This window comes from Pseudomonas sp. SJZ074 (assembly GCF_007828215.1).
Lineage (GTDB): Bacteria > Pseudomonadota > Gammaproteobacteria > Pseudomonadales > Pseudomonadaceae > Aquipseudomonas.
The window spans coordinates 1-22,584 of record NZ_VIUE01000034.1 but is presented as its reverse complement, the minus strand read 5'-3'; the positions used below and the strand labels follow the sequence as shown (position 1 = coordinate 22,584).

Sequence of the window (22,584 nt, the reverse complement as noted above, 5' to 3'; positions counted from 1 at the left end):
GTTTTTTTTGCCAATTCAAAAATGGCGTTGCGTTATAAACCGCCTTCGCGAGCAAGCCCGCTCCCACATTTGGAACGCATTCCCCTGTGGGAGCGGGCTTGCTCGCGAAGAGGCCCGGCCAGACACTATCAATTACGAAGAAGAAACCCAGCCACTGCCCGCGCCGCAGCCTCCAAATGCTGCTCATGACTGAACCCCGAGGCCTTCAACGGTTTCAGATCATGATCCCCCGCCACCAACCACAGCACCTCAATGCTCGGTGATAAGGTGTAGCCCTGCACCGCCTCACGATTGCCCAACGCATCCCGCTCGCCCTGGACGATCAACGTCCGGGTCTTCAACCCGGCCAAATGTTCGACCCGCGGCTTTTCCGGCTTGCCTACCGCATAAAACGGATACCCCAGACACACCAAAGCGTCACATCCCAGCTCATTGGCCAGCAGGCTCGCCATCCGCCCGCCCATGGACTTGCCACCGATGGCCAGACGCCCAGCGACATAAGGCCGCACCAACGCGTACACCTCTCGCCAGCATTCCAGCAACCTGGGGGCGGGATTGGGTGGGCGTTTGCCACCGTCCAGGCGCCGTTGGGCCATGTAGGGAAACTCGAAGCGCAGCACGTTGACCCCATGAACAGCAAGGCGCGCAACCATTTCGTTCATGAAACCGCTGTCCATCGGCGCACCGGCACCGTGGGCAAGAATCAGAGTGGGCGCCCCGCCGCCCGCGCTCGATTGCGCGGCCGTCCACAGCCAGCCGTGTTGTGCCACGCACCGCGCCCATTGATCCCCGTCAATACTGGCCTTGTGCTGTTTGTCCATGCTTGCCTCGCTTTCAGTCTGCCTATAACTCCAGGCGAAGATGCCGCGCTGCCTTGCGCAGGCACGTTCTTCGGCTGAACCGTGGATGGGGAACCATGAACACTTCTATCAGTACCGCCTACAACTACAAGGTGGTCCGCCAATTCGCCATTATGACGGTGGTGTGGGGCATCGTCGGCATGGGGCTCGGGGTTTTTCTCGCCGCCCAATTGGTCTGGCCGCAGCTCAACTTCGATTTGCCCTGGACCAGCTTCGGTCGCCTGCGCCCGCTGCACACCAACGCGGTGATTTTCGCCTTCGGTGGCTGCGCCCTGTTCGCCAGTTCGTTCTACTCGGTACAGCGCACCTGCCAGACGCAGTTGTTTGCACCGAAAATCGCTGCGTTCTGCTTCTGGGGCTGGCAACTGGTGATTCTGCTGGCGGCCATCAGCCTGCCGCTGGGCTACACCAGCTCCAAGGAATACGCCGAGCTGGAATGGCCGATCGACATTTTGATCACCATCGTCTGGGTCGCCTACGCCATCGTGTTCTTCGGCACCGTGGCCAAGCGCAACACCAAGCACATCTACGTGGGTAACTGGTTCTTCGGCGGGTTCATCCTGACCGTGGCGATCCTGCACATCGTCAACAACCTGGAACTGCCGGTGAGCTTCACCAAGTCCTACTCGGTGTATGCCGGGGCCACGGACGCGATGGTGCAATGGTGGTACGGGCACAACGCCGTGGGCTTTTTCCTCACCGCGGGCTTTTTGGGGATGATGTACTACTTCGTGCCCAAACAAGCCGAGCGTCCGGTGTATTCCTATCGCTTGTCCATCGTGCATTTCTGGGCACTGATCACCCTGTACATCTGGGCCGGCCCTCACCACCTGCACTACACCGCATTGCCGGATTGGGCGCAGTCCCTGGGCATGGTGATGTCGCTGATCCTGCTGGCTCCCAGCTGGGGCGGCATGATCAACGGCATGATGACGCTCTCGGGCGCCTGGCACAAATTGCGCAGCGATCCGATCCTGCGGTTCCTGGTGGTGTCCCTGGCGTTCTACGGCATGTCAACCTTCGAAGGTCCGATGATGGCCATCAAGACTGTCAACGCCCTCTCCCACTACACCGACTGGACCATCGGCCACGTCCACGCCGGCGCGCTCGGCTGGGTGGCGATGATTTCCATCGGCGCGCTGTATCACATGATCCCGAAAGTCTTCGGCCGGCCGCAGATGCACAGCATCGGTTTGATCAACGCGCACTTCTGGCTCGCGACCATCGGTACCGTGCTCTACATCGCCTCGATGTGGGTCAACGGCATCGCCCAGGGCCTGATGTGGCGCGCGGTGAACGAGGACGGCACGCTCACCTACTCCTTCGTCGAAACCCTGGTGGCCAGCCACCCCGGCTTCATCGTGCGGCTGGTGGGCGGGGCGGTCTTCCTCAGCGGCATGCTGCTGATGGCCTACAACACCTGGCGCACCGTGCGGGCCTATCAGCCTGCCGAAGCCGCCGCTGCCGCGCAGATGGCTTGAGGAGTCCGCCATGAAACACGAAACAATCGAAAAAAACGTCGGTCTGCTGATGCTGCTGATGGTCCTCGCCGTGAGCATCGGCGGCCTGACCCAGATCGTACCGTTGTTCTTCCAGGACGTGACCAACAAACCGGTGGACGGCATGAAGCCCTACACCGCCCTGCAGCTGGAAGGCCGGGACATCTACATCCGCGAAGGTTGCGTCGGCTGCCATTCACAGATGATCCGCCCCTTCCGCGCCGAGACCGAGCGCTACGGCCACTACTCGGTGGCGGGCGAAAGCGTCTGGGACCACCCGTTCCTGTGGGGTTCCAAGCGCACCGGGCCGGACCTGGCCCGGGTCGGCGCGCGCTACTCCGACGACTGGCACCGCGCGCACTTGTACAACCCGCGCAACGTCGTGCCCGAGTCGAAGATGCCGGCCTACCCGTGGCTGGTGACCCAGGCGGTGGACAGCAGCCACACCGAAACCAAGCTGCGCGCCATGCGCACCCTCGGCGTGCCTTACACCGATGACGACATCGCCGGCAGCGTGGCCTCGCTCAAGGGCAAGACCGAAATGGACGCACTGGTGGCCTACCTGCAAGTGCTCGGCACTGCCATCAAGAGCAAGAGGTGAGTCCCATGTTTCTTGAAATGAGCACTGGAATGATCCGCGGCCTGGGCACGGTCGTGGTGTTCGTAGCCTTCATCGGCCTGCTCCTGTGGGCGTTCAACAGCAAGCGCGGTCCGGAATTCGCCGAGGCGCGCCTGCTGCCGTTCGCCGACGAACCACCCGCCGACATCGCCCATCCCCAAGACCCTGCAACAAGGAGTACCCGGCCATGACCACCTTCTGGAGTACGTGGATCTGCGTACTGACCCTCGGCAGCCTGATCGGCCTGACCTGGCTGTTGATCGGTACTCGCAAAGGCGAGACCAAGGGCAGCGTCGACCAGACCATGGGCCACAGCTTCGACGGCATCGAGGAGTACGACAACCCGCTGCCGCAGTGGTGGTTCCTGTTGTTCGCCGGCACCCTGGTGTTTTCCGTCGGTTACCTGGTCCTGTACCCGGGCCTGGGCAACTGGAAAGGCATCCTGCCTGGCTATGAAAACGGCTGGACCGGCGCCCATGAATGGGAAAAGGAGATGGCCAGGGCCGACGCCCGGTTCGGACCGATCTTCGCCAAATTCGCGGCGATGCCCGTGGAGGAAGTCGCCAAAGACCCACAAGCCCTGAAAATGGGCGGTCGCCTGTTCGCCTCCAACTGCTCGGTCTGCCACGGCTCGGATGCCAAGGGTGCCTTCGGCTTTCCGAACCTGACCGACAATAATTGGCGCTGGGGCGGCGCGGCCGACACCATCAAGACCACCATTATGGGGGGGCGCATGGCGGCGATGCCGGCCTGGGGTGAAATGCTGGGGGATGCCGGGGTCAAGAATGTAGCAGCGTATGTACGGCATGACTTGGCCGGCCTGCCGCTGCCAGCGGATAGCGGCGCCGACCTGGAAGCCGGCAAACAGGCATTCAGCACCACCTGCGTCGCTTGCCACGGCACCAACGGCCAAGGCACCGAAGCCATGGGCGCGCCGAACCTGACACAACCGGCGGGCTTCATCTACGGCACCAGCCTGGCCCAACTGCAACAGACCATCCGCCACGGCCGCCAAGGTCATATGCCGGCGCAGAACGAAATGCTCGGCAATGACAAGGTGCAACTGCTCGCTGCTTACGTCTATAGCCTCTCGAAAGGGAATGAGCAGTTGAGCGGCGAGCCGCAAGCTTCAAGCGTCAAGTAAAGGCAAAAGCAAGAGCTGCGAGCGACGAACACTCGCTTGCAGCTTGCAGCTCGAAACTCATAGCTGCTTCTATTTGTCGCACCCTCCCAAGGTCTTCCTTTCGGATCCCCGGAATCGGGTCTAAGCTTGCCTCTGCGTGTACTGGCGACTGCCGGTTTCAGGTCGACCCGACCCGATGTGTTCGACAAAAACGCCGTAAAGACAGGCAGATACCGGCTGTGACGACAATGGCCCGGTGTCACCCGAACGCCGTGTTTGAACACACCCCGTTACAACCGATCTGACCCCCTCGCCTCTTTCCTTCGGTGCGACACTTTGCCGAGGGCCCATTTTTGTCCCTACGCGGCGCATGGAAAGGCCGCAGAATCAGCTTTTGAAAGCATTGACCCAGGTCATGGCGCGTTGCAATGACCCCCCGCTTTCTCCATACTTGCGGCCGATTTTTATCCTAATAAAACACCCAAACCGTGGAACCTTAGAATGAGCACAGCAATCAGTCCGACTGCTTATAACTATAAGGTAGTCCGCCAGTTCGCCATCATGACGGTGGTCTGGGGGATCCTTGGCATGGGGCTCGGTGTCTTCATCGCCTCGCAACTGGTCTGGCCGGAGTTGAACTTCGATCTGCCATGGACGACGTTTGGACGCCTGCGCCCGCTGCACACCAACCTGGTGATCTTCGCCTTTGGTGGTTGTGCATTGTTTGCCACTTCCTACTACGTCGTGCAGCGAACCTGCCAGACGCGACTGATCTCCGACAGTCTCGCGGCCTTCACCTTCTGGGGTTGGCAAGCGGTCATCGTCGGCGCGATCGTGACCTTGCCAATGGGTTTGACCACCACCAAGGAATACGCGGAACTGGAGTGGCCCCTGGCTATTCTGCTGGCCATCGTCTGGGTGACCTACGGTCTGGTGTTCTTCGGCACCATCGTCAAGCGCAAGACCAAGCACATCTACGTCGGCAACTGGTTCTACGGTGCCTTCATCGTCGTGACGGCGATGCTGCACATCGTCAACCACATGTCGCTGCCGGTCAGCCTGTTCAAGTCGTACTCTGCCTATTCGGGCGCGACCGACGCGATGATCCAGTGGTGGTACGGCCACAACGCCGTGGGTTTCTTCCTGACCACCGGCTTCCTGGGCATGATGTACTACTTCGTGCCGAAACAGGCCGAGCGTCCGATCTACTCCTATCGCCTGTCCATCGTCCACTTCTGGGCGCTGATCACCCTGTACATCTGGGCCGGTCCGCACCACCTGCATTACACCGCGCTGCCGGATTGGGCGCAGTCCCTGGGCATGGCGATGTCGATCATCCTGCTGGCGCCGAGCTGGGGCGGCATGATCAACGGCATGATGACCCTGTCGGGCGCCTGGCATAAGCTGCGCACCGACCCGATCCTGCGCTTTTTAGTGGTGTCCCTGGCGTTCTACGGCATGTCGACCTTCGAAGGTCCGATGATGGCCATCAAGACCGTCAACTCCCTGAGCCACTACACAGACTGGACCATCGGTCACGTCCACGCCGGCGCGCTCGGCTGGGTGGCGATGATTTCCATCGGCGCCATCTACCACATGATCCCGAAACTGTTCGGTCGTGCGCAGATGCACAGCACCCCGCTGATCAACGCGCACTTCTGGCTCGCGACCATCGGCACCGTGCTCTACATCGCCTCGATGTGGGTCAACGGCATTACCCAGGGCCTGATGTGGCGCGCAATCAACGACGACGGCACCCTGACCTACTCGTTCGTCGAAGCGCTGCAAGCCAGCCACCCTGGCTACATCGTCCGTGCCCTGGGCGGCGCGTTCTTCGCCAGCGGCATGCTGTTCATGGCCTACAACGTGTACCGCACCGTTCGTGCTTCTGACCCGGCTGAAGCTGAAGCCGCCGCCAAGATCGCCGTAGTTGGAGCTCACTGATGAAGCACGAAGCAGTAGAGAAGAATATCGGCCTGCTGGCCTTCTTCATGGTCATCGCCGTGAGCATCGGCGGCCTGACCCAGATCGTTCCGCTGTTTTTCCAGGACGTGACCAACAAGCCGGTCGAAGGCATGAAGCCGCGTACCGCCCTTGAACTGGAAGGCCGCGACATCTACATCGCCAACGGCTGTGTCGGCTGCCACTCGCAGATGATCCGTCCGTTCCGCGCCGAGACCGAACGCTACGGCCACTACTCGGTCGCCGGCGAAAGCGTCTGGGACCACCCGTTCCTGTGGGGCTCCAAGCGTACCGGTCCGGACCTGGCCCGCGTTGGCGGTCGTTACTCCGATGACTGGCACCGTGCGCACCTGTACAACCCGCGCAACGTGGTGCCCGAGTCGAAAATGCCGGCCTACCCGTTCCTCGTGGAAAACAAGCTCGACGGCAAAGACACCGCGAAAAAAATGGAAGTCCTGCGCACCCTGGGCGTGCCTTACACCGATGAAGACATCGCCGGTGCCAAGGATGCCGTGAAGGGCAAGACCGAAATGGACGCGCTGGTGGCCTATCTGCAAGGCCTGGGCACCATCATCAAAAGCAAACGGTGATTCTTAATGGATATCGGGATGATTCGCGGCCTGGGCACCGTCGTCGTGATGGTGGCCTTTATCGGTCTGGCCCTGTGGGTGTTCAGCCCCAAGCGCAAGTCGGAGTTTGACGACGCGACCTTGCTGCCGTTCGCGGATGATCCCGAAGCCATCAAGCACGTCGAGCAAGCTTCTAGGAGTAACAAAGAATGACAACGTTCTGGAGTCTGTACGTCACAGTCCTCAGCCTGGGAACGATCTTCTCCCTGACCTGGCTGCTGCTGTCGACCCGCAAGGGCCAGCGCAGCGAGGCCACCGAAGAGACGGTTGGCCATTCCTTCGACGGTATCGAGGAATACGACAACCCGCTGCCGAAATGGTGGTTCATGCTGTTCGTGGGCACCATCGTGTTCGCCCTCGGCTACCTGGCGCTCTACCCGGGCCTGGGCAACTGGAAAGGCCTGCTGCCAGGCTATAACTACCTGGACACCGAAAAGCAGACCGCTTTCGCCAACGGCCAGACCGGCTGGACCGGCGTGCATGAGTGGGAAAAGGAAATGGCGCGCTCGGATGCCAAGTTCGGTCCGATCTTCGCCAAGTTCGCTTCCATGCCGATCGAAGAGGTTGCCAAGGATCCGCAAGCCTTGAAGATGGGCGGCCGTCTGTTCGCCTCCAACTGCTCGGTCTGCCACGGTTCCGACGCCAAGGGTGCCTACGGTTTCCCTAACCTGACCGACGCCGACTGGCGCTGGGGCGGTGAGCCGGAAACCATCAAGACCACCATCATGGGCGGTCGTCATGCCGTGATGCCGGGCTGGGCTGCCGTGGTCGGTGAGCAAGGCGTCGCCGACGTGGCGTCTTACCTGGTGACCAGTCTGCATGGTCGCAAACTGCCGGAAGGCGCCAAGGCCGATCCGGCCAATGGCCAGAAAATCTTCGCTGCCAACTGCGTGGCCTGCCACGGTCCGACAGGCCAGGGTACTCCAGCCATGGGCGCACCTAACCTGACGCACCCGGCCGCGTTCATCTACGGTTCGAGCTTCGCTCAACTGCAGCAGACCATCCGTTACGGTCGCCAGGGCCAGATGCCTGCCCAGGCCGACCTGCAAGGCAACGACAAGGTCCACCTGCTGGCCGCCTATGTCTACAGCCTGTCCCACGGCGAAAAGGCTCCGGCCGCTGACGCCCAGTAAGACAAGCGCCTGATACACCGAAGGCCCCGCCGATGATATTGGTGGGGCCTTTTTGTTTGGCCCGAAGGCTGGCCCACCTGTTGCCCTTGCATGCCCTCCATAAGGTAGTAACGTGCCTACATTCGAATTCAGCGAGGGCACTGACATGTGGCGTAGCGCTGCTCAACCCGTGGTCAAGCTGAAATAACGTTACAACGGACTCTCAATTCATCGCCAAGGAGACAGGCGCAGTGGTAGGTATCGACCCCTTCAAGCAGATGGCCGTCAAACGTCCGGGTATCCGACATGTCTGACGCGCTCTGGGCTGCCCGCCTGGGCGACGCGCTGGATCACACCTCGATGATGGCCGACATTCTCGGCGGTGTGTTGGAGGTGGCAGCCAACATCGCGATCACCGCCGTCGCCACCGCTGCCGTGGTGGCGGCCACCGGTATCACGGTCGCCACCGGCGGCCTGGGTTGCTTCCTGCTCGGCGCCGTGGTCGGCGCGGTCGTCGGCATCGCCATGAGCAAGACCGGCGCCGACAAGGGTCTGAGCAATATCTGCGAGGGCATCGGCAACGCCCTCTTTCCGCCCACGGTGCAGGCCAACATCCTCACCGGTTCCACCGACACCCTGACCAACAACATTCCCGCCGCTCGCGCCGCCGGGGCCATCGAGTCCCATGTCGCGCCGGCCGGCACCGAGCTGGAAGCGCCCGAACCCAGCTACCTGGACATGGCCGAGAGCTTCTTCTCGCAGATGTGGCGCCCCACCGTCGCCACGCCCGCCCCCGGCGCCGTGCCCAAGCCGCTGGACATGATCACCTGTATGAAGCACCCGCCGATGCCGCCGCAGTTCCTGGCCGAAGGCTCGGACAAGGTCACCATCAACGGCCAGCCCGCCGTGCGCAGCGGCGACCGCAGCACCTGCGATGGCAAGGTAGTCTCGTCCGGGCTGATTTCCCCCGACGTGACCATCGGCGGCGGCACCGTGGTGGTACGGGAGATTCGCAGCGGCAAGATGCCGGGGGTGGGGCTGGCGGTGACCGCGCTGCTGATGCTCAAGGGTGGCAAGGGCAAGTTCTTCAGCAAGCTGCCGTGCATGCTGGCCGGCGCGGCGGCATCGATGGCCGTCAGCAGCGCCATGAGTGCGGCGGCCAATGCGGCCATGGGCTCGTCGAACCCGGTGCATGCGGCCACCGGCGCTAAAGTGCTGGGCGATGTCGAGGAGATGGACTTCGTCCTGCCCGGCATCCTGCCGATCGATTGGCAACGCTTCTACAACAGCCGCGACGAGCGCCGGGACGGCCTGTTCGGCGTCGGTTGGAGCGTGCCCTACGAGGTGTGCGTCGAGATCCGGCCTCATCCCGAGGGCGGCGAGACCCTGGTCTACACCGACGAACAGGGCCGGCCCATCGACATGGGCTCGATTCCCCTGGGTGGCGCGGTGTTCAGCGCCGGCGAAGGCCTCGCCGTGCGCCGACACGTCAACGGCCAGTTACTGATCGAAAGCGACGACGGCCTGTATCGTCTGTTCGAACCAGCACCGGGGAACGCGGCTTTGCTGCGCCTGGAACAGCTCGGCGACCGCAACGACAACCGCATTCACCTCGACTACGACGAGGCCGGGCGTCTGGTACGCCTGCGCGATACCTTCGATCAGGTGCAAGTGGAGCTGACTCACGAGCGCGAGCGCGTCACCCGGATCGAACGCCTCTACCCCGATCAACAGCGCGAAGTGCTGGTCAGCTACGCCTACGACGTCGCCAACAACCTCGCCGAAGTGCGCGACGCCACCGGCCAGGTGCAACGGCGCTTCAGCTACGACGCCGGCCGGCGCATGGTGGAACATCAGTTACCCACCGGACTGCGCTGCTTCTATGACTGGGCCTTGGTCGAAAATCAGGAATGGCGCGTGGTCCGTCACTGGACCGACGAGGGCGACGCCTACCAGTTCGACTACGACCTGGCGGCCGGGACGACGCGCATCACCGACAGTTTGAATCGCACCAGCACCCGGCACTGGAACGCCCAGTATCAGATCACCCGCGCCAGCGACAACCTCGGCCAGACCTGGCTGTTCGAGTGGAACGACGAACGCCAGCTACTCGGCGCCACCGACCCGCAAGGCGGCAGCTATGCCTTCAGCTACGACGAAGCCGGCAACCTGATCAGCGAAACCGATCCATTGGGCCGCAGCAACTTCACCCTGTGGCTTGAACACTGGGCCCTGCCGCTGGTGAACACCGACGCAGCCGGCAATAGCTGGCAGTATCGCTACGACCCACGGGGCAATTGCATCGCCGAAACCGATCCGCTAGGCCACATTACCCGCTACCGCTACGACGTCCACGGCCAAGTCGTCGAGATCATCGACGCCACCGGCAAGAGCAGGAAGCTGCGCTGGAACCCGTTCGGGCAGCTCGCTGAGCACATTGACTGCTCGGGTTACCCCACCCGCTTCAGCTATGACTCGCGCGGCTATTTGCAGACCATCACCGATGCCCTCGGCGAGCGTACCCAGTTCAGCTATGACGCCCAAGGCCGGCTGCTCAGCAGCCAACTGCCGGACGGCCGTACCGAGCATTACCAGCGCGACGCCGCCGGCCAGTTGACCGGCTATACGGATCCGGCCGGACACGTCACCCTCTACCAGCACAACCGCCGCGGCCAGGTCCGCCAACGCACCGACGCCCTGGGCCGGCAGGTGCAGTTTGCGTATGACAGCTATGGACGGCTGCAGGCACTGGTCAATGAGAATGGCGAGAGCTATCGGTTTGCCTGGGATGCCGGGGATCGGTTGGTTGAACAGCGCAATCTCGACGGCAGCGTCAAGCGTTACACCTACGACGCTCTCGACCACGTAACAAGAGTCGAAACCGTCGCAGCGCTGCGAAATGATCATCAGCCCCTCGAAGAACCCATCGTCCAGCATTTGGAACGCGATGCGGTAGGTCGACTGATCACCCGATTCACACCTGACGGACAGTCGCGGTACAGCTACAGCCCGCTGAACCAATTGATCGAAGCCGTCACTGCCAATAATGATGGCGATGAACAGCGATTGGGCTTCGCTTATGACGCGTTGGGATATTTGATTGAAGAACAGAGTTCGACAGGGCTTGTGCAACACCATTACGACGAACTCGGCAATCTCACCCAGACCCTCCTCCCTGAGGGTCGCTGGATCAACCGCCTTTACTACGGCAGTGGCCACCTGCATCAGATCAATCTTGACGGCCAGGTCATCAGTGATTTCGAACGTGACCGGCTGCATCGTGAGGTGATGCGCACGCAAGGCCAAATCCACACGCATAGCGACTACGACCGTAGTGGGCGCCTACGCAGTCGCCAACGCCGCCTCGGCAGCCCTCCTTCGCCGATGGCAGCTGCCGAACAGATGCATTTTGACTTCGACCCCAGCGATCATCTTGTAGGCCGCCTCGAACGACTGCCACAAGGTCAGCAACGTCAACTGCTGCACTACGACGTGACGGGGCGAATCATTTCGAGCCAGGGAAGTCGCCAAGGACAGAATGAAACATTCTCCTTCGATGCCGCTGCCAATCTCCTCGACAGCCCCTCTGGCGCAATCGGACGGGTTGTGCACAACCAATTGCTAACTTATCAGGATAAGCGTTATCGATACGACGGCTTCGGACGAATGATAGAGAAACGCAGCCGACGGCACGGGTTGCAGCGATTCAGCTATGACTCGGATCATCGTCTGATTGAAGTTCGAACACAGAAAATCGAGGGAGAAAGCGTCGTCAGGATGCGCTATGACCCCTTAGGCCGAAGGATTGAGAAAACTGAACATGACAGCAAAGGTCAACTCATCGCTTCCACGCGCTTCGACTGGGATGGCCTGCAGTTACTAAAGGAGCAAAAAAATGGCCTGACCAGCCTGTACCTCTACGCTGATAACGGTCATGAGCCCTTGGCCAGGGTCGACGGCATCGAAGAGAGCCAACGCATTCGCCATTATCACAACGATCCCAATGGCCTGCCACACGCCTTGACGGAAAGTGACGGCCACCCGCTGTGGCATGCCCGCTATCAAGTATGGGGCAACGCTTTTGAGGAAGTGCGTGAACCGTATTACGTCGAAGAACAGAACCTTCGATTCCAGGGGCAATATCTGGATCGGGAAACTGGCCTGCACTACAACACCTTTCGCTTTTACGACCCAGACATCGGACGCTTTACCACGCCCGACCCTCTAGGGCTGACCGGCAGCCTTAATCTCTATCGCTACTCACCGAATCCATTCACCTGGATCGACCCATTGGGGTTGAAAGAAAACGAGATTATTCGCTACATGGGCGAAAGCGAAACGGTTTCCTCGAAGGCCGCCAATGGCGGTAAAGGGGGCTTGGTACCGAATATCAGGGGAGAGAAGGCGGTTTGGGTCAACCAGGACAGCAATCCAGGATTCAACCCAGGCAATGAAAAGTATCGAGTCGTCGCTACCGTCAACAATGAAGGGGTCAGCATGCTCAATAACCACAAAGACATCTCTACTGTTGACTATAAGGAGACGGGTCTGAAAGATGGCGTGCTTTCCAAAACGAATGAACCCAAAGCCAGAGGAATCGGTTTCCGGCTGTTGGACAAATTCAATAAAACCATCACGTCATTTCGTGTCGAGAAAAAAGGCCCGAATGGAAAGTGGAAGACATGCGGGTAAGGCTAAATGGACATATTCAACCTCCTCTCCTATAAGCTTGAAAACTTCCTGAACGCCCGCCCCTACCCGAAGGCGCTGGGCACCATTTTCCATGAAGAAGACGAGCCTTCACTGCTCCGGGTCATGGCCAGGAAAAGCAACGGCTCATCCTTCAGCGTGAGCCGCTGGCACGATTTGTTTTCCATAGCTGCCTTCGAAAAAGCCATGGCGAAAATCGGCTTCACTGAACCGGACTGCCATGCCCTGCTCCTGGTCCTGTCGCGCCTTGGTTATCTGCTCGAGATCGACAACCGCCAACGAACCAACAAAGACTATTTTATTTTCTTCTACTTGATCCAGTTGATCCGCTTGAAGAACAGCCCAATCGATTCCAATACGCAACTCAGAAACCACATGCTCAGGTTCCTGCTCTTCGAGTTGAGTATCGACGACGAGGTGTATCGTCGGTTCAGCATCGAGGGTCATCAATTGATGATGGGGACCGATACCTCGGGACCTGTGCCTTTTCTGGAGATCATCGACCTGGTTTACAGGACCATCAACGCGGATGCCAGGAAAGAGCATGAGCTGCTGAGTCATTTGAAAAGCTATCAGATAGCCGTTATCCGATTACTGACCGAACCTGATGCAGACGCTTGCCGCTTCAATCTCAATGATCGCCACAGCGAGCTCATGTATCCCGACCTTTTCCTGAACACCTATGCCCAGGACAGGCAGTGGATATTCAACGCTCTCATCGATACGCTCAATCCGCTCCAATCAACGGAAAACCTGTTCGTCTCGAACATGATTCTGATGAACTACTCCTTCCACATCCTGAAAAACCGGCCCCGTGAACTCCTGAAATTGAAGAAATACATCAATGATGAGGTGCTATTCGGTAAATTGCTGGAGGCCATCATCCTGCGTCGCATGAGTGTCACCAAAGCGCTGTTCGAAAAAATCCCCACGGGCCATGACCTGTCCTTGATAAATGACGGCCCAACTTCGTTCTACAACATCCTATACAGGCAGTAAAATTGCGGCGAATTTCCACTACGCCAGAATCCGCCCGCTTGTGCGCCTTAGTCATGCCGCCTATCGTAATCCCGTCCCTTCGGGGAACTGTTTCGTACACAGCCTAATAATCAATACTACAAATCGTCCGCTACGGCTGGAGGACTATACTCAACAAGTCAATTGATCTAAGTCATGACTTGTTACATCCGCTACACCATTCGCCCCTTTCGCCCAACGCGACCAAAGGTCGCACCCGTGAGCTAGAGCGACAGGCGTATCATTGCGCCATTGCAGCACCCTTTCTGACCGTGGTCGGCACGCACTGGCCCCGGCACTTTTCCACTGCCGTGGGATGCATTTGATGAGCAATCAGATTCCGGTACATGACGTCACCCCGCCTGCCAAGGACGCCAACAAGAGCGTCGACCTGTATGCCTCTCGGGAAAAAATCTACACCCGCGCCTTCACCGGTCTGTTCCGTAATCTGCGGATGGTGGGCGGAGCCTTTTTGTTCCTGCTGTACTTCGGTACCGTCTGGTTGAACTGGGGCGGTCACCAGGCCGTCTGGTGGAACCTGCCGGAACGCAAATTCTTTATTTTCGGTGCGACCTTCTGGCCCCAGGATTTCATCCTGTTGTCCGGGCTGCTGATCATCGCGGCCTTTGGCCTGTTTTTCATTACGGTCTACGCCGGACGGGTATGGTGTGGTTACACCTGCCCACAGAGCGTGTGGACCTGGATCTTCATGTGGTGCGAAAAAATCACCGAAGGCGACCGCAACCAGCGCATCAAGCTGGACAAGGCGCCCATGGGGGCGAACAAGTTCCTGCGCAAATTCGCCAAGCACAGCCTCTGGCTGCTGATCGGCTTTGTCACCGGCATGACCTTCGTCGGCTACTTCACACCAATCCGCGAGCTGGTGTTCGAGTTCTTTACCGGCGAGGCCGATGGCTGGTCGTATTTCTGGGTCGGTTTCTTCACCCTCGCCACCTATGGCAACGCCGGCTGGCTGCGTGAGCAAGTGTGTATCTACATGTGCCCTTATGCCCGCTTCCAGAGCGTGATGTTCGACAAGGACACGCTGATCGTGTCCTATGACCCACGTCGTGGCGAAGGCCGTGGCCCGCGCAAGAAAGGCATCGACTACAAGGCCTTGGGCCTGGGGGATTGCATCGATTGCACCATGTGCGTCCAGGTCTGCCCCACCGGCATCGACATCCGCGACGGCCTGCAGATCGAGTGCATCGGTTGCGCCGCCTGCATCGATGCCTGCGACAACATCATGGACAAGATGGATTATCCGCGCGGCCTGATCAGCTACACCACCGAACACAACCTGTCGGGGCAAAAAACCCATAAACTGCGCCCGCGCCTGATCGGCTATGCCCTGGTGCTGCTGGCAATGATCAGCCTGCTGGTGACGGCGTTCCTCATGCGTTCGCTGGTGGGCTTCGACGTCAGCAAGGACCGCGTGCTGTTCCGCGAAAACGCCGAAGGCCGGATCGAGAACGTCTACAGCCTGAAGATCATGAACAAGGACCAGCGCGATCACACCTATGTGCTGGAGGCCACTGGCCTGCCGGACTTGAAGCTGCAAGGCCGACGGGAGATCAAGGTCGCGGCCGGCGATATCTTCAGCCAGCCGGTGGAGTTGTCCAGTGCGCCGGACCAACTGCCGTCGAGCACCAACGAGGTGACCTTCATCCTCAAGGATGCCGATGACGACAGCGTTCATGTCGAAGCCAAGAGCCGGTTCATCGGCCCACAAATTCGTTGAGAGAACTGAACATGCCTGCAGCAACCGCCACCAGCCCCTGGTACAAACACCTCTGGCCGTGGATCATTATCGGGATCCTGGCCTGTTCGGTGACCTTGAGCCTGACGATGGTGACCATTGCGGTGAAGAACCCGGACAACCTGGTCAACGACAACTACTACGAAGCCGGCAAGGGCATCAACCGCTCGCTGGAGCGCGAACTGCTGGCCCAGACCCTGCAGTTGCATGCCAACGTGCAGATGGATGATGTCACTGGCGAGGTGAACCTGCGCCTGAGCGGCAAGAGCCGGCCCCAGACCCTGGAGCTGAGTCTGATTTCGCCGACCCAGCCAGAGAAGGACCGCAAGATCGTCCTGACCCGCAACGACAGCGAGCCGGGGCGGTACATCGGCCAGTTGACGGACAAGATCGAAGGCCGGCGCTTTGTCGAATTGCTGGGCGTGGAAAACGACAAGATATGGCGTCTGTTCGAGGAAGAGCAGATAAACCATGACCAAGCCATCTTGCTCGGCGATGAGCCGCTGCAAGGTGCCGAAGACCTGAAAAAGTAAAAAGTCGCGCTTCGCGCAATCGCGAGCAAGCTCGCTCCCACAGGGGATTGCGGTGTATGACCGTCCGCGATCAACTGTGGGAGCGAGCCTGCTCGCGATGAGGCCCTCCCTGACAATACGGATTCAGCGGTACCAGTGAATACCTGATGAACACTCCCCAGCCCTGCTACCACTGCACCCTGCCCGTCCCTCCCGGCAGCCGCTTCACCGCCGTTGTCCTGGGTGAAACCCGCGAACTGTGCTGCCCGGGTTGCCAGGCGGTGGCCGAAGCGATTGTCGCCGGCGGCCTGGAGAGTTATTACCAGCATCGCAGCGAAGCATCGGCCAACCCCGAGACCCTGCCCGTCCAACTGACCGATGAGCTGGCGTTGTACGACCGCCCCGACGTGCAGCAGTCGTTCGTGCGTCACGAAGGCGAGCTGGCCGAGACCACCCTGTTGATGGAAGGCATCAGTTGCGCCGCCTGTGGCTGGTTGATCGAAAAACAATTGCGCAACCTGCCTGCCGTGGCCGAAGCGCGGTTGAACCTGTCCAACCATCGCCTGCAAGTGCGCTGGGCCGACGCTGAACTGCCACTGAGCACCCTGCTCGCCGAATTGCGCCAGATCGGCTACGTCGCCCACCCGTACCAGGCCGACCAGGCCAGCGAGCAACTGGCGGCGCAAAACCGCCTGGCTCTGCGCCAACTGGGCGTGGCCGGGCTGCTGTGGTTCCAGGCAATGATGGCGACCATGGCGACGTGGCCGGAATTCAATATCGACCTGAGCCCGGAGATGCACACCATCCTGCGCTGGGTTGCGCTGTTTCTCACCACCCCCATCGTCTTCTACAGCTGCGCACCCTTCTTCAAAGGCGCGATGCGCGACCTGCGCACCCACCACCTGACTATGGACGTTTCCGTGTCCCTGGCGATCGGCAGCGCCTATATCGCCGGGATCTGGACCTCTGTCACCGGCGTGGGCGAGCTGTATTTCGATGCCGTGGGCATGTTCGCGCTGTTCCTGCTGGCCGGCCGCTATCTGGAGCGACGTGCCAGGGAGCGCACCGCTGCGGCCACGGCGCAACTGGTCAATCTGTTGCCGGCCTCGTGCCTGCGCCTGGCAAGCGACGGCCAGAGCGAACGTATCCTGCTCAGCGAATTGCGGACCGGCGACCGGGTCCTGGTGCATCCGGGGTCGGTGCTGCCGGCCGACGGCAGGATCCTCGACGGCCAGTCCAGCATCGACGAATCCCTGTTGACCGGTGAATACCTGCCGCAACCCCGCCAGGCGGGCGATGCGGTTACCGCGGGCACATTGAACGTCGAAGGTGCCTTGACCGTCGAAGTGCAGGCGTTGGGCCAGGACACCCGATTGTCCGCCATCGTGCGATTGCTGGAGAGGGCCCAGGCCGAAAAGCCGCGACTGGCGGAAGTCGCCGACCGGGCAGCCCAATGGTTCCTGTTGTTTTCCCTGGTCGCCGTTGCTGCCATCGGCCTGTTGTGGTGGCAGCTGGATGCGTCCCGCGCCTTCTGGATTGTCCTGTCGATGCTGGTCGCCACCTGTCCTTGCGCGTTGTCCCTCGCCACGCCGACCGCGCTCACTGCCGCCACTGGCACCCTGCACAAGCTCGGTCTGCTGCTGACTCGGGGTCACGTGCTCGAAGGCCTGAACCAGATCGATACGGTGATTTTCGACAAGACCGGCACCCTCACCGAAGGTCGCCTGGCCTTGCGCGCCATTCGTCCCCTGGCAGGCCTCGACAGCGATCGGTGCCTGGCGCTGGCCGCGGCTTTGGAAAACCGCTCCGAACACCCCATCGCGCGGGCCTTTGGCCGCGCACCGCTGGCCGCTGAACAGGTACAGAGCACACCCGGACTGGGGCTGGAAGGCCAGGTGGGCGAACAGCGCCTGCGCATCGGCCAACCCGGTTTCGTCTGTGAGTTGAGCCGTGCGGCCACACCGCCAATGCCGGACGAGCCCGGCCAATGGCTGCTGCTGGGCGATACCCGCGGGCCCTTGGCCTGGTTCGTCCTCGACGACCGCCTGCGCGCCGACGCCCCGGCCTTGCTGGCGGCCTGCAAGGCGCGCGGCTGGCGAACAGTCCTGCTGTCAGGCGACAGTTCGCCAATGGTTGCCAGCGTCGCCGCCGAACTGGGCATCGACGAGGCCCGGGGCGGTCTGCGCCCGGATGACAAACTGGCGGTGCTGCAGCAGCTGCATCAGCAAGGCCGCAAGGTGCTGATGCTCGGCGACGGGGTCAACGATGTGCCGGTGCTGGCAGCAGCGGACATCAGCGTTGCCATGGGCTCGGCCACCGACCTGGCCAAAACCAGCGCCGACGCAGTATTGCTGTCCAACCGCCTCGATGCCTTGATCCATGCTTTTGACCTGGCCCGGCGCACCCGTCGGGTGATCATCGAGAACCTGGTGTGGGCGGCGCTGTACAATGGCCTCATGTTGCCGTTCGCCGCCCTCGGCTGGATTACCCCGGTGTGGGCCGCGGTCGGCATGTCCATCAGTTCGTTGACCGTGGTGTTGAATGCGCTGAGGCTGACTCGCCAGCCCAAGCTGCAGGTTTTCGACGCCACGCCCGATATCCGCCCGCTGCCGGCCTGAGCCGCGCGGGCCTGGAGTTTCGAAAATGCCAGCTCTCTACGTGATGATCCCGGCCGCGCTGCTGATCGTGGCCATCGCCGTGTACATTTTCTTCTGGGCCGTGGACAGCGGCCAGTACGATGACCTCGACGGCCCGGCCCACAGCATCCTGTTCGACGATCAGGACCCCAATCACAAGGCCGCCGTGGACGAAGCCGACGGCCAAACCCAGCGACCGGACGACAAGGCCCCGCCCCATGCTTGAACTCGCGCCATTACTGGTTTCGGCGGTGATCCTTGGTCTGTTGGGCGGCGGCCATTGCCTGGGCATGTGCGGCGGCCTGATGGGCGCCCTCACCCTGGCGATCCCCAAGGAACAACGCAGCCGGCGCTTGCGACTGTTGCTGGCGTACAACCTGGGGCGAATCCTGAGCTATGCCACCGCCGGGCTGTTGATCGGTCTGGCTGGCTGGGCGGTCGCCAACAGCCCGGCGGCGATGATCGTGCGGGTACTGGCCGGGTTGCTGCTGATCGCCATGGGTCTCTACCTGGCAGGATGGTGGAGCGGCCTGACCCGCATTGAAGGCGTCGGCCGGGGCTTGTGGCGACATATCCAACCGGTCGCCAACCGTTTGCTGCCCGTGTCAAGCCTGCCCCGGGCCTTGCTGCTTGGCGCACTGTGGGGCTGGTTGCCCTGCGGCCTGGTCTACAGCACCCTGCTGTGGTCCGCCAGCCAGGGCAACGCACTGGACAGCGCGTTGCTGATGTTGGCGTTCGGCCTCGGCACCTGGCCGGTGCTGCTTGCCACCGGCCTGGCGGCCGAACGCGTCACCGCTCTGCTGCGCAAGCGCAGCGTGCGCATGGCCGGCGGCCTGCTGGTGATTGTTTTCGGCATCTGGACCCTGCCGGGGCCGCATCAACATTGGCTCATGGGGCATTGACCATCTCCTTCTGTGGGCATACCCCTTTTGTGGGAGCGGGCTTGCTCGCGAAGGCGGCGGTACATCCAACATCATCGACACAGGCAGACCGCTTTCGCGAGCAAGCCCGCTCCCACAAAGACTGCCTGTTCTTTGCCCCGTTGATGCAAATCAACACGCCCTAGCGTCCACCCCCCTAAACTCACGCTCATGCCAGCCTTTTCGGGGAACGCCCGCATGCTCGACGCCATTCGTTGGAACTCTGACCTGATCCGCCGCTACGACATAGCGGGACCTCGCTACACCTCGTACCCGACTGCGGCGCAGTTTGCCAGCCAAGTCGGCACTTTCGACCTGCTCCACGCCCTGCGTGACAGCCGCAAGGCCATGCGACCGCTGTCGCTGTATGTGCACGTGCCGTTCTGCGCGAACATCTGCTACTACTGCGCCTGCAACAAGGTCATCACCAAGGACCGTGGTCGCGCCCACGCCTACCTGCAACGCCTGGAGCAGGAAATCCAGCTGATCGGCTGCCACCTGGACCCGACCCAGCGCGTGGAACAGTTGCACCTGGGGGGCGGCACCCCGACCTTCCTCAGCCATGACGAGTTGCGCCAGTTGATGGCCAAGCTGCGCAAGCATTTCAACCTGCTGGATGACGACTCCGCTGACTACAGCATCGAAATCGATCCCCGGGAAGCCGACTGGTCGACCATGGGTCTGCTGCGGGAACTGGGCTTCAACCGGGTCAGCATCGGCGTGCAAGACCTCGATCCAGCCGTGCAGCGCGCCGTCAACCGCCTGCAAAGCCTGGACGAAACCCGTGCAGTGATCGAAGCCGCCCGGACCCTGCAGTTCCGTTCGATCAACATCGACCTGATCTACGGCCTGCCCAAGCAGACTCCGGACAACTTCGCCCGCACCGTCGAAGAGGTCATCGACCTGCAGCCAGACCGCCTGTCGGTGTTCAACTACGCCCACCTGCCGGAGCGTTTCATGGCTCAGCGGCGCATCAACAGCCAGGACCTGCCGAATCCGGAGCAAAAACTGGCGATGCTGCAAGGCACCATCGAACAACTGACCGCCGCCGGTTATCGCTACATCGGCATGGATCACTTCGCCCTGCCCGATGACGACCTGGCCATCGCCCAGGAAGAGGCTACCCTGCAACGCAACTTCCAAGGCTATACCACCCATGGGCATTGCGATCTGATCGGCCTTGGCGTGTCGGCCATCAGCCAGGTCGGCGACCTGTACTGCCAGAACAGCAGCGATCTGAACCAGTACCAGAACATCCTTGCAGACGGGCAACTGGCGATCAGTCGCGGACTGCTGTGCAACGCCGACGACCGACTCCGGCGGGCGGTGATCCAGCAATTGATCTGCCATTTCAACCTGGCCTTCGCCGAGATCGAGCAGACCTTCAATATCGATTTCCAGGGTTATTTCGCGGCGTTGTGGCCCCAATTGCAGGCCATGGCCGAGGACGGACTGATCGAGCTGGTGAATACCCATATAAAAGTATTGCCTGCCGGGCGCCTGCTGGTGCGTTCGGTATGCATGGTGTTCGATGCCTATCTGGAGCAGCAAAACCGGCAACGCTTCTCCCGCGTCATCTGAGCGCGACAATTTGACGACGAGCGCGCACTGGCCGGGGCTCCGGAGCTAGGTTACCCTTACGTCTTATGTGTGTTTTCCCACAAGGATTAAAGAAATGTCCGAGCCAGTCAAACTGCGCGCCCACAGCCAGGCCCATTGCAAGGATTGCAGCCTGGCCCCTCTCTGCCTGCCATTGTCACTGAACCTGGAGGACATGGACGCGCTGGATGAAATCGTCAAACGGGGCCGTCCGTTGAAAAAAGGCGAATTCCTGTTTCGCCAGGGCGACACCTTCGATTCCGTTTATGCGGTGCGCTCGGGTGCGTTGAAAACCTTCAACCTGAGCGACAGTGGCGAGGAACAACTCACCGGTTTCCACCTGCCCAGCGAGCTGGTGGGACTGTCCGGCATGGACACCGAGAGTCATCCGGTCTCGGCCCAGGCACTGGAGACCACGTCGGTGTGCGAGATTCCCTTCGACCGTCTCGATGAGCTCGCGCTGCAACTCCCGCAGTTGCGCCGCCAACTGATGCGAGTGATGAGCCGGGAGATCCGTGACGATCAGCAGATGATGCTGCTGCTCTCGAAAAAAACCGCCGACGAACGCATCGCGACCTTTCTGGTCAACCTCTCCGCCCGCTTCCGTGCCCGTGGATTCTCGGCCAACCAGTTCCGCCTGAGCATGTCACGCAATGAAATCGGCAACTACCTGGGCCTGGCCGTGGAGACCGTATCCCGGGTGTTCACCCGTTTCCAGCAAAATGAGTTGATCGCCGCCGAAGGCAAGGAGATCCACATCCTCGACCCGATCCAGCTCTGCGCCCTGGCCGGCGGCTCGATCGAAGGCTGATGAACGCGCGCGGCTGAGGGATTCTCCTGGCCGCGCTATACTGCCGCGTTTGCAGCCCTGCCAGGACACTTCGACGATGGTCTTCGACTCCTTCGACATCAAATCCCTGATCCGCCCCGTAATCGACTTCCCCAAACCCGGCGTGATCTTCCGCGACATTACGCCGCTGTTCCAATCTCCTACGGCCCTGCGGTTGGTGATGGACAGCTTTGCCCACCGCTATGTCGAGGCCGAGTTCACCCACATCGGCGCGATGGACGCCCGGGGTTTCCTGATCGGCTCGATTCTCGCTTACCAGCTGAACAAGCCACTGGTGTTGTTCCGCAAACAAGGCAAGCTGCCGGCCGATGTATTGGCCGAGGGTTACCAGACCGAATACGGCGAAGCCTTCCTGGAAGTGCATGCCGACAGCCTGTGCGAGGGAGATTCGGTGGTGATGTTCGATGACCTGATCGCCACCGGCGGCACGCTGATCGCCGCCGCCAACCTGATCCACCGCATGGGCGCCAAGGTCCACGAAGCCGCGGCGATCATCGACTTGCCGGAATTGCTGGGCTCCCAGCGATTGGAGGACATGGGGATTCCAACGTTCTGCCTGACACAGTTTTCCCTGAGCGAACGATAACGCCCCAGTGGCAGCGGGCTTGCTCCGGGCGGCGATCCGACGAAAGCGGCGTATCAGTCACATTATCGCTGACTGACTTACCGCCATCGCGAGCAGGCTGAACTGGCCTAATGATTTTGGACACTTCAATCGGGCGCTATGATGGCGCCCAAATCTGAGGTGTTTGGATATGCGTAAATCTTATTCGAGTG

The 22,584-nt window shown here is 61.0% G+C and carries 19 protein-coding genes; 18 read left to right on the top strand and 1 reads right to left on the bottom strand.

The annotated features are described in order from the left end of the window. Nucleotides 1-128: 128 nt before the first annotated feature. The gene (locus FBX99_RS25350) at nt 129-821 is read right to left on the bottom strand and encodes an alpha/beta family hydrolase (RefSeq protein ID WP_145133272.1); all 693 of its coding nucleotides are present in this window, start codon (nt 819-821) and stop codon (nt 129-131) included. Between the two features lie 95 nt (nt 822-916). Between FBX99_RS25350 and ccoN (FBX99_RS25345) the strand changes: the two genes are divergently transcribed. From ccoN (FBX99_RS25345) to FBX99_RS25260, 18 genes are all read left to right on the top strand, one after another. Next, nucleotides 917-2,341, top strand: coding sequence for a cytochrome-c oxidase, cbb3-type subunit I (gene ccoN, locus FBX99_RS25345; RefSeq protein WP_047703835.1), 1,425 nt, complete (start codon nt 917-919; stop codon nt 2,339-2,341). A 10-nt stretch (nt 2,342-2,351) separates the two neighbouring features. Beyond that, the gene (gene ccoO, locus FBX99_RS25340) at nt 2,352-2,960 is read left to right on the top strand and encodes a cytochrome-c oxidase, cbb3-type subunit II (RefSeq protein ID WP_024777895.1); all 609 of its coding nucleotides are present in this window, start codon (nt 2,352-2,354) and stop codon (nt 2,958-2,960) included. Nucleotides 2,961-2,965: 5 nt separating this feature from the next. Continuing rightward, on the top strand, nt 2,966-3,169 hold the full coding sequence (locus FBX99_RS25335; protein ID WP_144924200.1) for a cbb3-type cytochrome c oxidase subunit 3: 204 nt from the start codon (nt 2,966-2,968) through the stop codon (nt 3,167-3,169). After that, nucleotides 3,166-4,122, top strand: a complete 957-nt coding sequence (gene ccoP / locus FBX99_RS25330) for a cytochrome-c oxidase, cbb3-type subunit III (RefSeq protein ID WP_144924203.1) — start codon at nt 3,166-3,168, stop codon at nt 4,120-4,122. The genes FBX99_RS25335 and ccoP (FBX99_RS25330) overlap by 4 nt, the downstream gene beginning before the upstream one ends. 480 nt (nt 4,123-4,602) lie before the next feature. Further along, a complete protein-coding gene (ccoN, locus tag FBX99_RS25325) occupies nt 4,603-6,045 on the top strand; it encodes a cytochrome-c oxidase, cbb3-type subunit I (protein WP_047703838.1) in 1,443 nt (480 codons plus the stop codon). Beyond that, nucleotides 6,045-6,653: a cytochrome-c oxidase, cbb3-type subunit II gene (ccoO, locus tag FBX99_RS25320; protein WP_003199605.1), complete on the top strand. Its 609-nt coding sequence runs from the start codon at nt 6,045-6,047 to the stop codon at nt 6,651-6,653. Before ccoN (FBX99_RS25325) ends, ccoO (FBX99_RS25320) begins: the two co-directional genes overlap by 1 nt. Before the next feature lie 6 nt (nt 6,654-6,659). Then, nucleotides 6,660-6,845 carry a CcoQ/FixQ family Cbb3-type cytochrome c oxidase assembly chaperone gene (locus tag FBX99_RS25315; protein ID WP_003183474.1) on the top strand — a complete coding sequence of 62 codons (186 nt, stop codon included), beginning with the start codon at nt 6,660-6,662 and terminating at the stop codon, nt 6,843-6,845. Continuing rightward, nucleotides 6,842-7,825 carry a cytochrome-c oxidase, cbb3-type subunit III gene (gene ccoP, locus FBX99_RS25310; protein ID WP_144924206.1) on the top strand — a complete coding sequence of 328 codons (984 nt, stop codon included), beginning with the start codon at nt 6,842-6,844 and terminating at the stop codon, nt 7,823-7,825. The genes FBX99_RS25315 and ccoP (FBX99_RS25310) overlap by 4 nt, the downstream gene beginning before the upstream one ends. Nucleotides 7,826-8,110: 285 nt before the next feature. Then, entirely contained in the window at nt 8,111-12,496 is a 4,386-nt protein-coding gene (locus FBX99_RS25305) for an RHS repeat-associated core domain-containing protein (protein ID WP_256664125.1), read from the top strand. Between the two features lie 6 nt (nt 12,497-12,502). Continuing rightward, complete coding sequence (locus tag FBX99_RS25300) at nt 12,503-13,513, top strand: hypothetical protein (RefSeq protein ID WP_144924209.1); 1,011 nt, start codon at nt 12,503-12,505, stop codon at nt 13,511-13,513. 343 nt (nt 13,514-13,856) lie between these two features. Further along, the gene (gene ccoG / locus FBX99_RS25295) at nt 13,857-15,272 is read left to right on the top strand and encodes a cytochrome c oxidase accessory protein CcoG (RefSeq protein WP_144924212.1); all 1,416 of its coding nucleotides are present in this window, start codon (nt 13,857-13,859) and stop codon (nt 15,270-15,272) included. Nucleotides 15,273-15,283: 11 nt separating this feature from the next. Continuing rightward, nucleotides 15,284-15,823 carry a FixH family protein gene (locus FBX99_RS25290; RefSeq protein WP_144924215.1) on the top strand — a complete coding sequence of 180 codons (540 nt, stop codon included), beginning with the start codon at nt 15,284-15,286 and terminating at the stop codon, nt 15,821-15,823. Nucleotides 15,824-15,969: 146 nt separating this feature from the next. Continuing rightward, entirely contained in the window at nt 15,970-18,420 is a 2,451-nt protein-coding gene (locus FBX99_RS25285; protein ID WP_145133270.1) for a heavy metal translocating P-type ATPase, read from the top strand. Nucleotides 18,421-18,445: 25 nt separating this feature from the next. Then, entirely contained in the window at nt 18,446-18,664 is a 219-nt protein-coding gene (ccoS, locus tag FBX99_RS25280; protein ID WP_041020485.1) for a cbb3-type cytochrome oxidase assembly protein CcoS, read from the top strand. Further along, a complete protein-coding gene (locus tag FBX99_RS25275) occupies nt 18,657-19,340 on the top strand; it encodes a sulfite exporter TauE/SafE family protein (RefSeq protein ID WP_145133268.1) in 684 nt (227 codons plus the stop codon). The genes ccoS and FBX99_RS25275 overlap by 8 nt, the downstream gene beginning before the upstream one ends. Nucleotides 19,341-19,556: 216 nt before the next feature. After that, nucleotides 19,557-20,939: an oxygen-independent coproporphyrinogen III oxidase gene (gene hemN, locus FBX99_RS25270; RefSeq protein ID WP_145133266.1), complete on the top strand. Its 1,383-nt coding sequence runs from the start codon at nt 19,557-19,559 to the stop codon at nt 20,937-20,939. Between the two features lie 94 nt (nt 20,940-21,033). After that, nucleotides 21,034-21,768, top strand: a complete 735-nt coding sequence (gene fnr, locus FBX99_RS25265) for a fumarate/nitrate reduction transcriptional regulator Fnr (protein WP_144924230.1) — start codon at nt 21,034-21,036, stop codon at nt 21,766-21,768. A gap of 76 nt (nt 21,769-21,844) precedes the next feature. Beyond that, complete coding sequence (locus FBX99_RS25260) at nt 21,845-22,393, top strand: adenine phosphoribosyltransferase (RefSeq protein WP_144924233.1); 549 nt, start codon at nt 21,845-21,847, stop codon at nt 22,391-22,393. Nucleotides 22,394-22,584 lie beyond the last annotated feature (191 nt).

Coding starts and splice junctions, on each gene's coding strand:
- ccoN (WP_047703838.1), top strand. CDS start 4,603: ATGAGCACAGCAATCAGTCCGACTGCTTATAACTATAAGGTAGTCCGC.
- ccoP (WP_144924203.1), top strand. CDS start 3,166: ATGACCACCTTCTGGAGTACGTGGATCTGCGTACTGACCCTCGGCAGC.
- ccoN (WP_047703835.1), top strand. CDS start 917: ATGAACACTTCTATCAGTACCGCCTACAACTACAAGGTGGTCCGCCAA.
- FBX99_RS25285 (WP_145133270.1), top strand. CDS start 15,970: ATGAACACTCCCCAGCCCTGCTACCACTGCACCCTGCCCGTCCCTCCC.
- FBX99_RS25290 (WP_144924215.1), top strand. CDS start 15,284: ATGCCTGCAGCAACCGCCACCAGCCCCTGGTACAAACACCTCTGGCCG.
- ccoS (WP_041020485.1), top strand. CDS start 18,446: ATGCCAGCTCTCTACGTGATGATCCCGGCCGCGCTGCTGATCGTGGCC.
- FBX99_RS25260 (WP_144924233.1), top strand. CDS start 21,845: ATGGTCTTCGACTCCTTCGACATCAAATCCCTGATCCGCCCCGTAATC.
- ccoO (WP_024777895.1), top strand. CDS start 2,352: ATGAAACACGAAACAATCGAAAAAAACGTCGGTCTGCTGATGCTGCTG.
- FBX99_RS25350 (WP_145133272.1), bottom strand. CDS start 821: ATGGACAAACAGCACAAGGCCAGTATTGACGGGGATCAATGGGCGCGG.
- FBX99_RS25300 (WP_144924209.1), top strand. CDS start 12,503: ATGGACATATTCAACCTCCTCTCCTATAAGCTTGAAAACTTCCTGAAC.
- FBX99_RS25275 (WP_145133268.1), top strand. CDS start 18,657: ATGCTTGAACTCGCGCCATTACTGGTTTCGGCGGTGATCCTTGGTCTG.
- hemN (WP_145133266.1), top strand. CDS start 19,557: ATGCTCGACGCCATTCGTTGGAACTCTGACCTGATCCGCCGCTACGAC.
- fnr (WP_144924230.1), top strand. CDS start 21,034: ATGTCCGAGCCAGTCAAACTGCGCGCCCACAGCCAGGCCCATTGCAAG.
- ccoO (WP_003199605.1), top strand. CDS start 6,045: ATGAAGCACGAAGCAGTAGAGAAGAATATCGGCCTGCTGGCCTTCTTC.
- FBX99_RS25315 (WP_003183474.1), top strand. CDS start 6,660: ATGGATATCGGGATGATTCGCGGCCTGGGCACCGTCGTCGTGATGGTG.
- ccoG (WP_144924212.1), top strand. CDS start 13,857: ATGAGCAATCAGATTCCGGTACATGACGTCACCCCGCCTGCCAAGGAC.
- FBX99_RS25305 (WP_256664125.1), top strand. CDS start 8,111: ATGTCTGACGCGCTCTGGGCTGCCCGCCTGGGCGACGCGCTGGATCAC.
- ccoP (WP_144924206.1), top strand. CDS start 6,842: ATGACAACGTTCTGGAGTCTGTACGTCACAGTCCTCAGCCTGGGAACG.
- FBX99_RS25335 (WP_144924200.1), top strand. CDS start 2,966: ATGTTTCTTGAAATGAGCACTGGAATGATCCGCGGCCTGGGCACGGTC.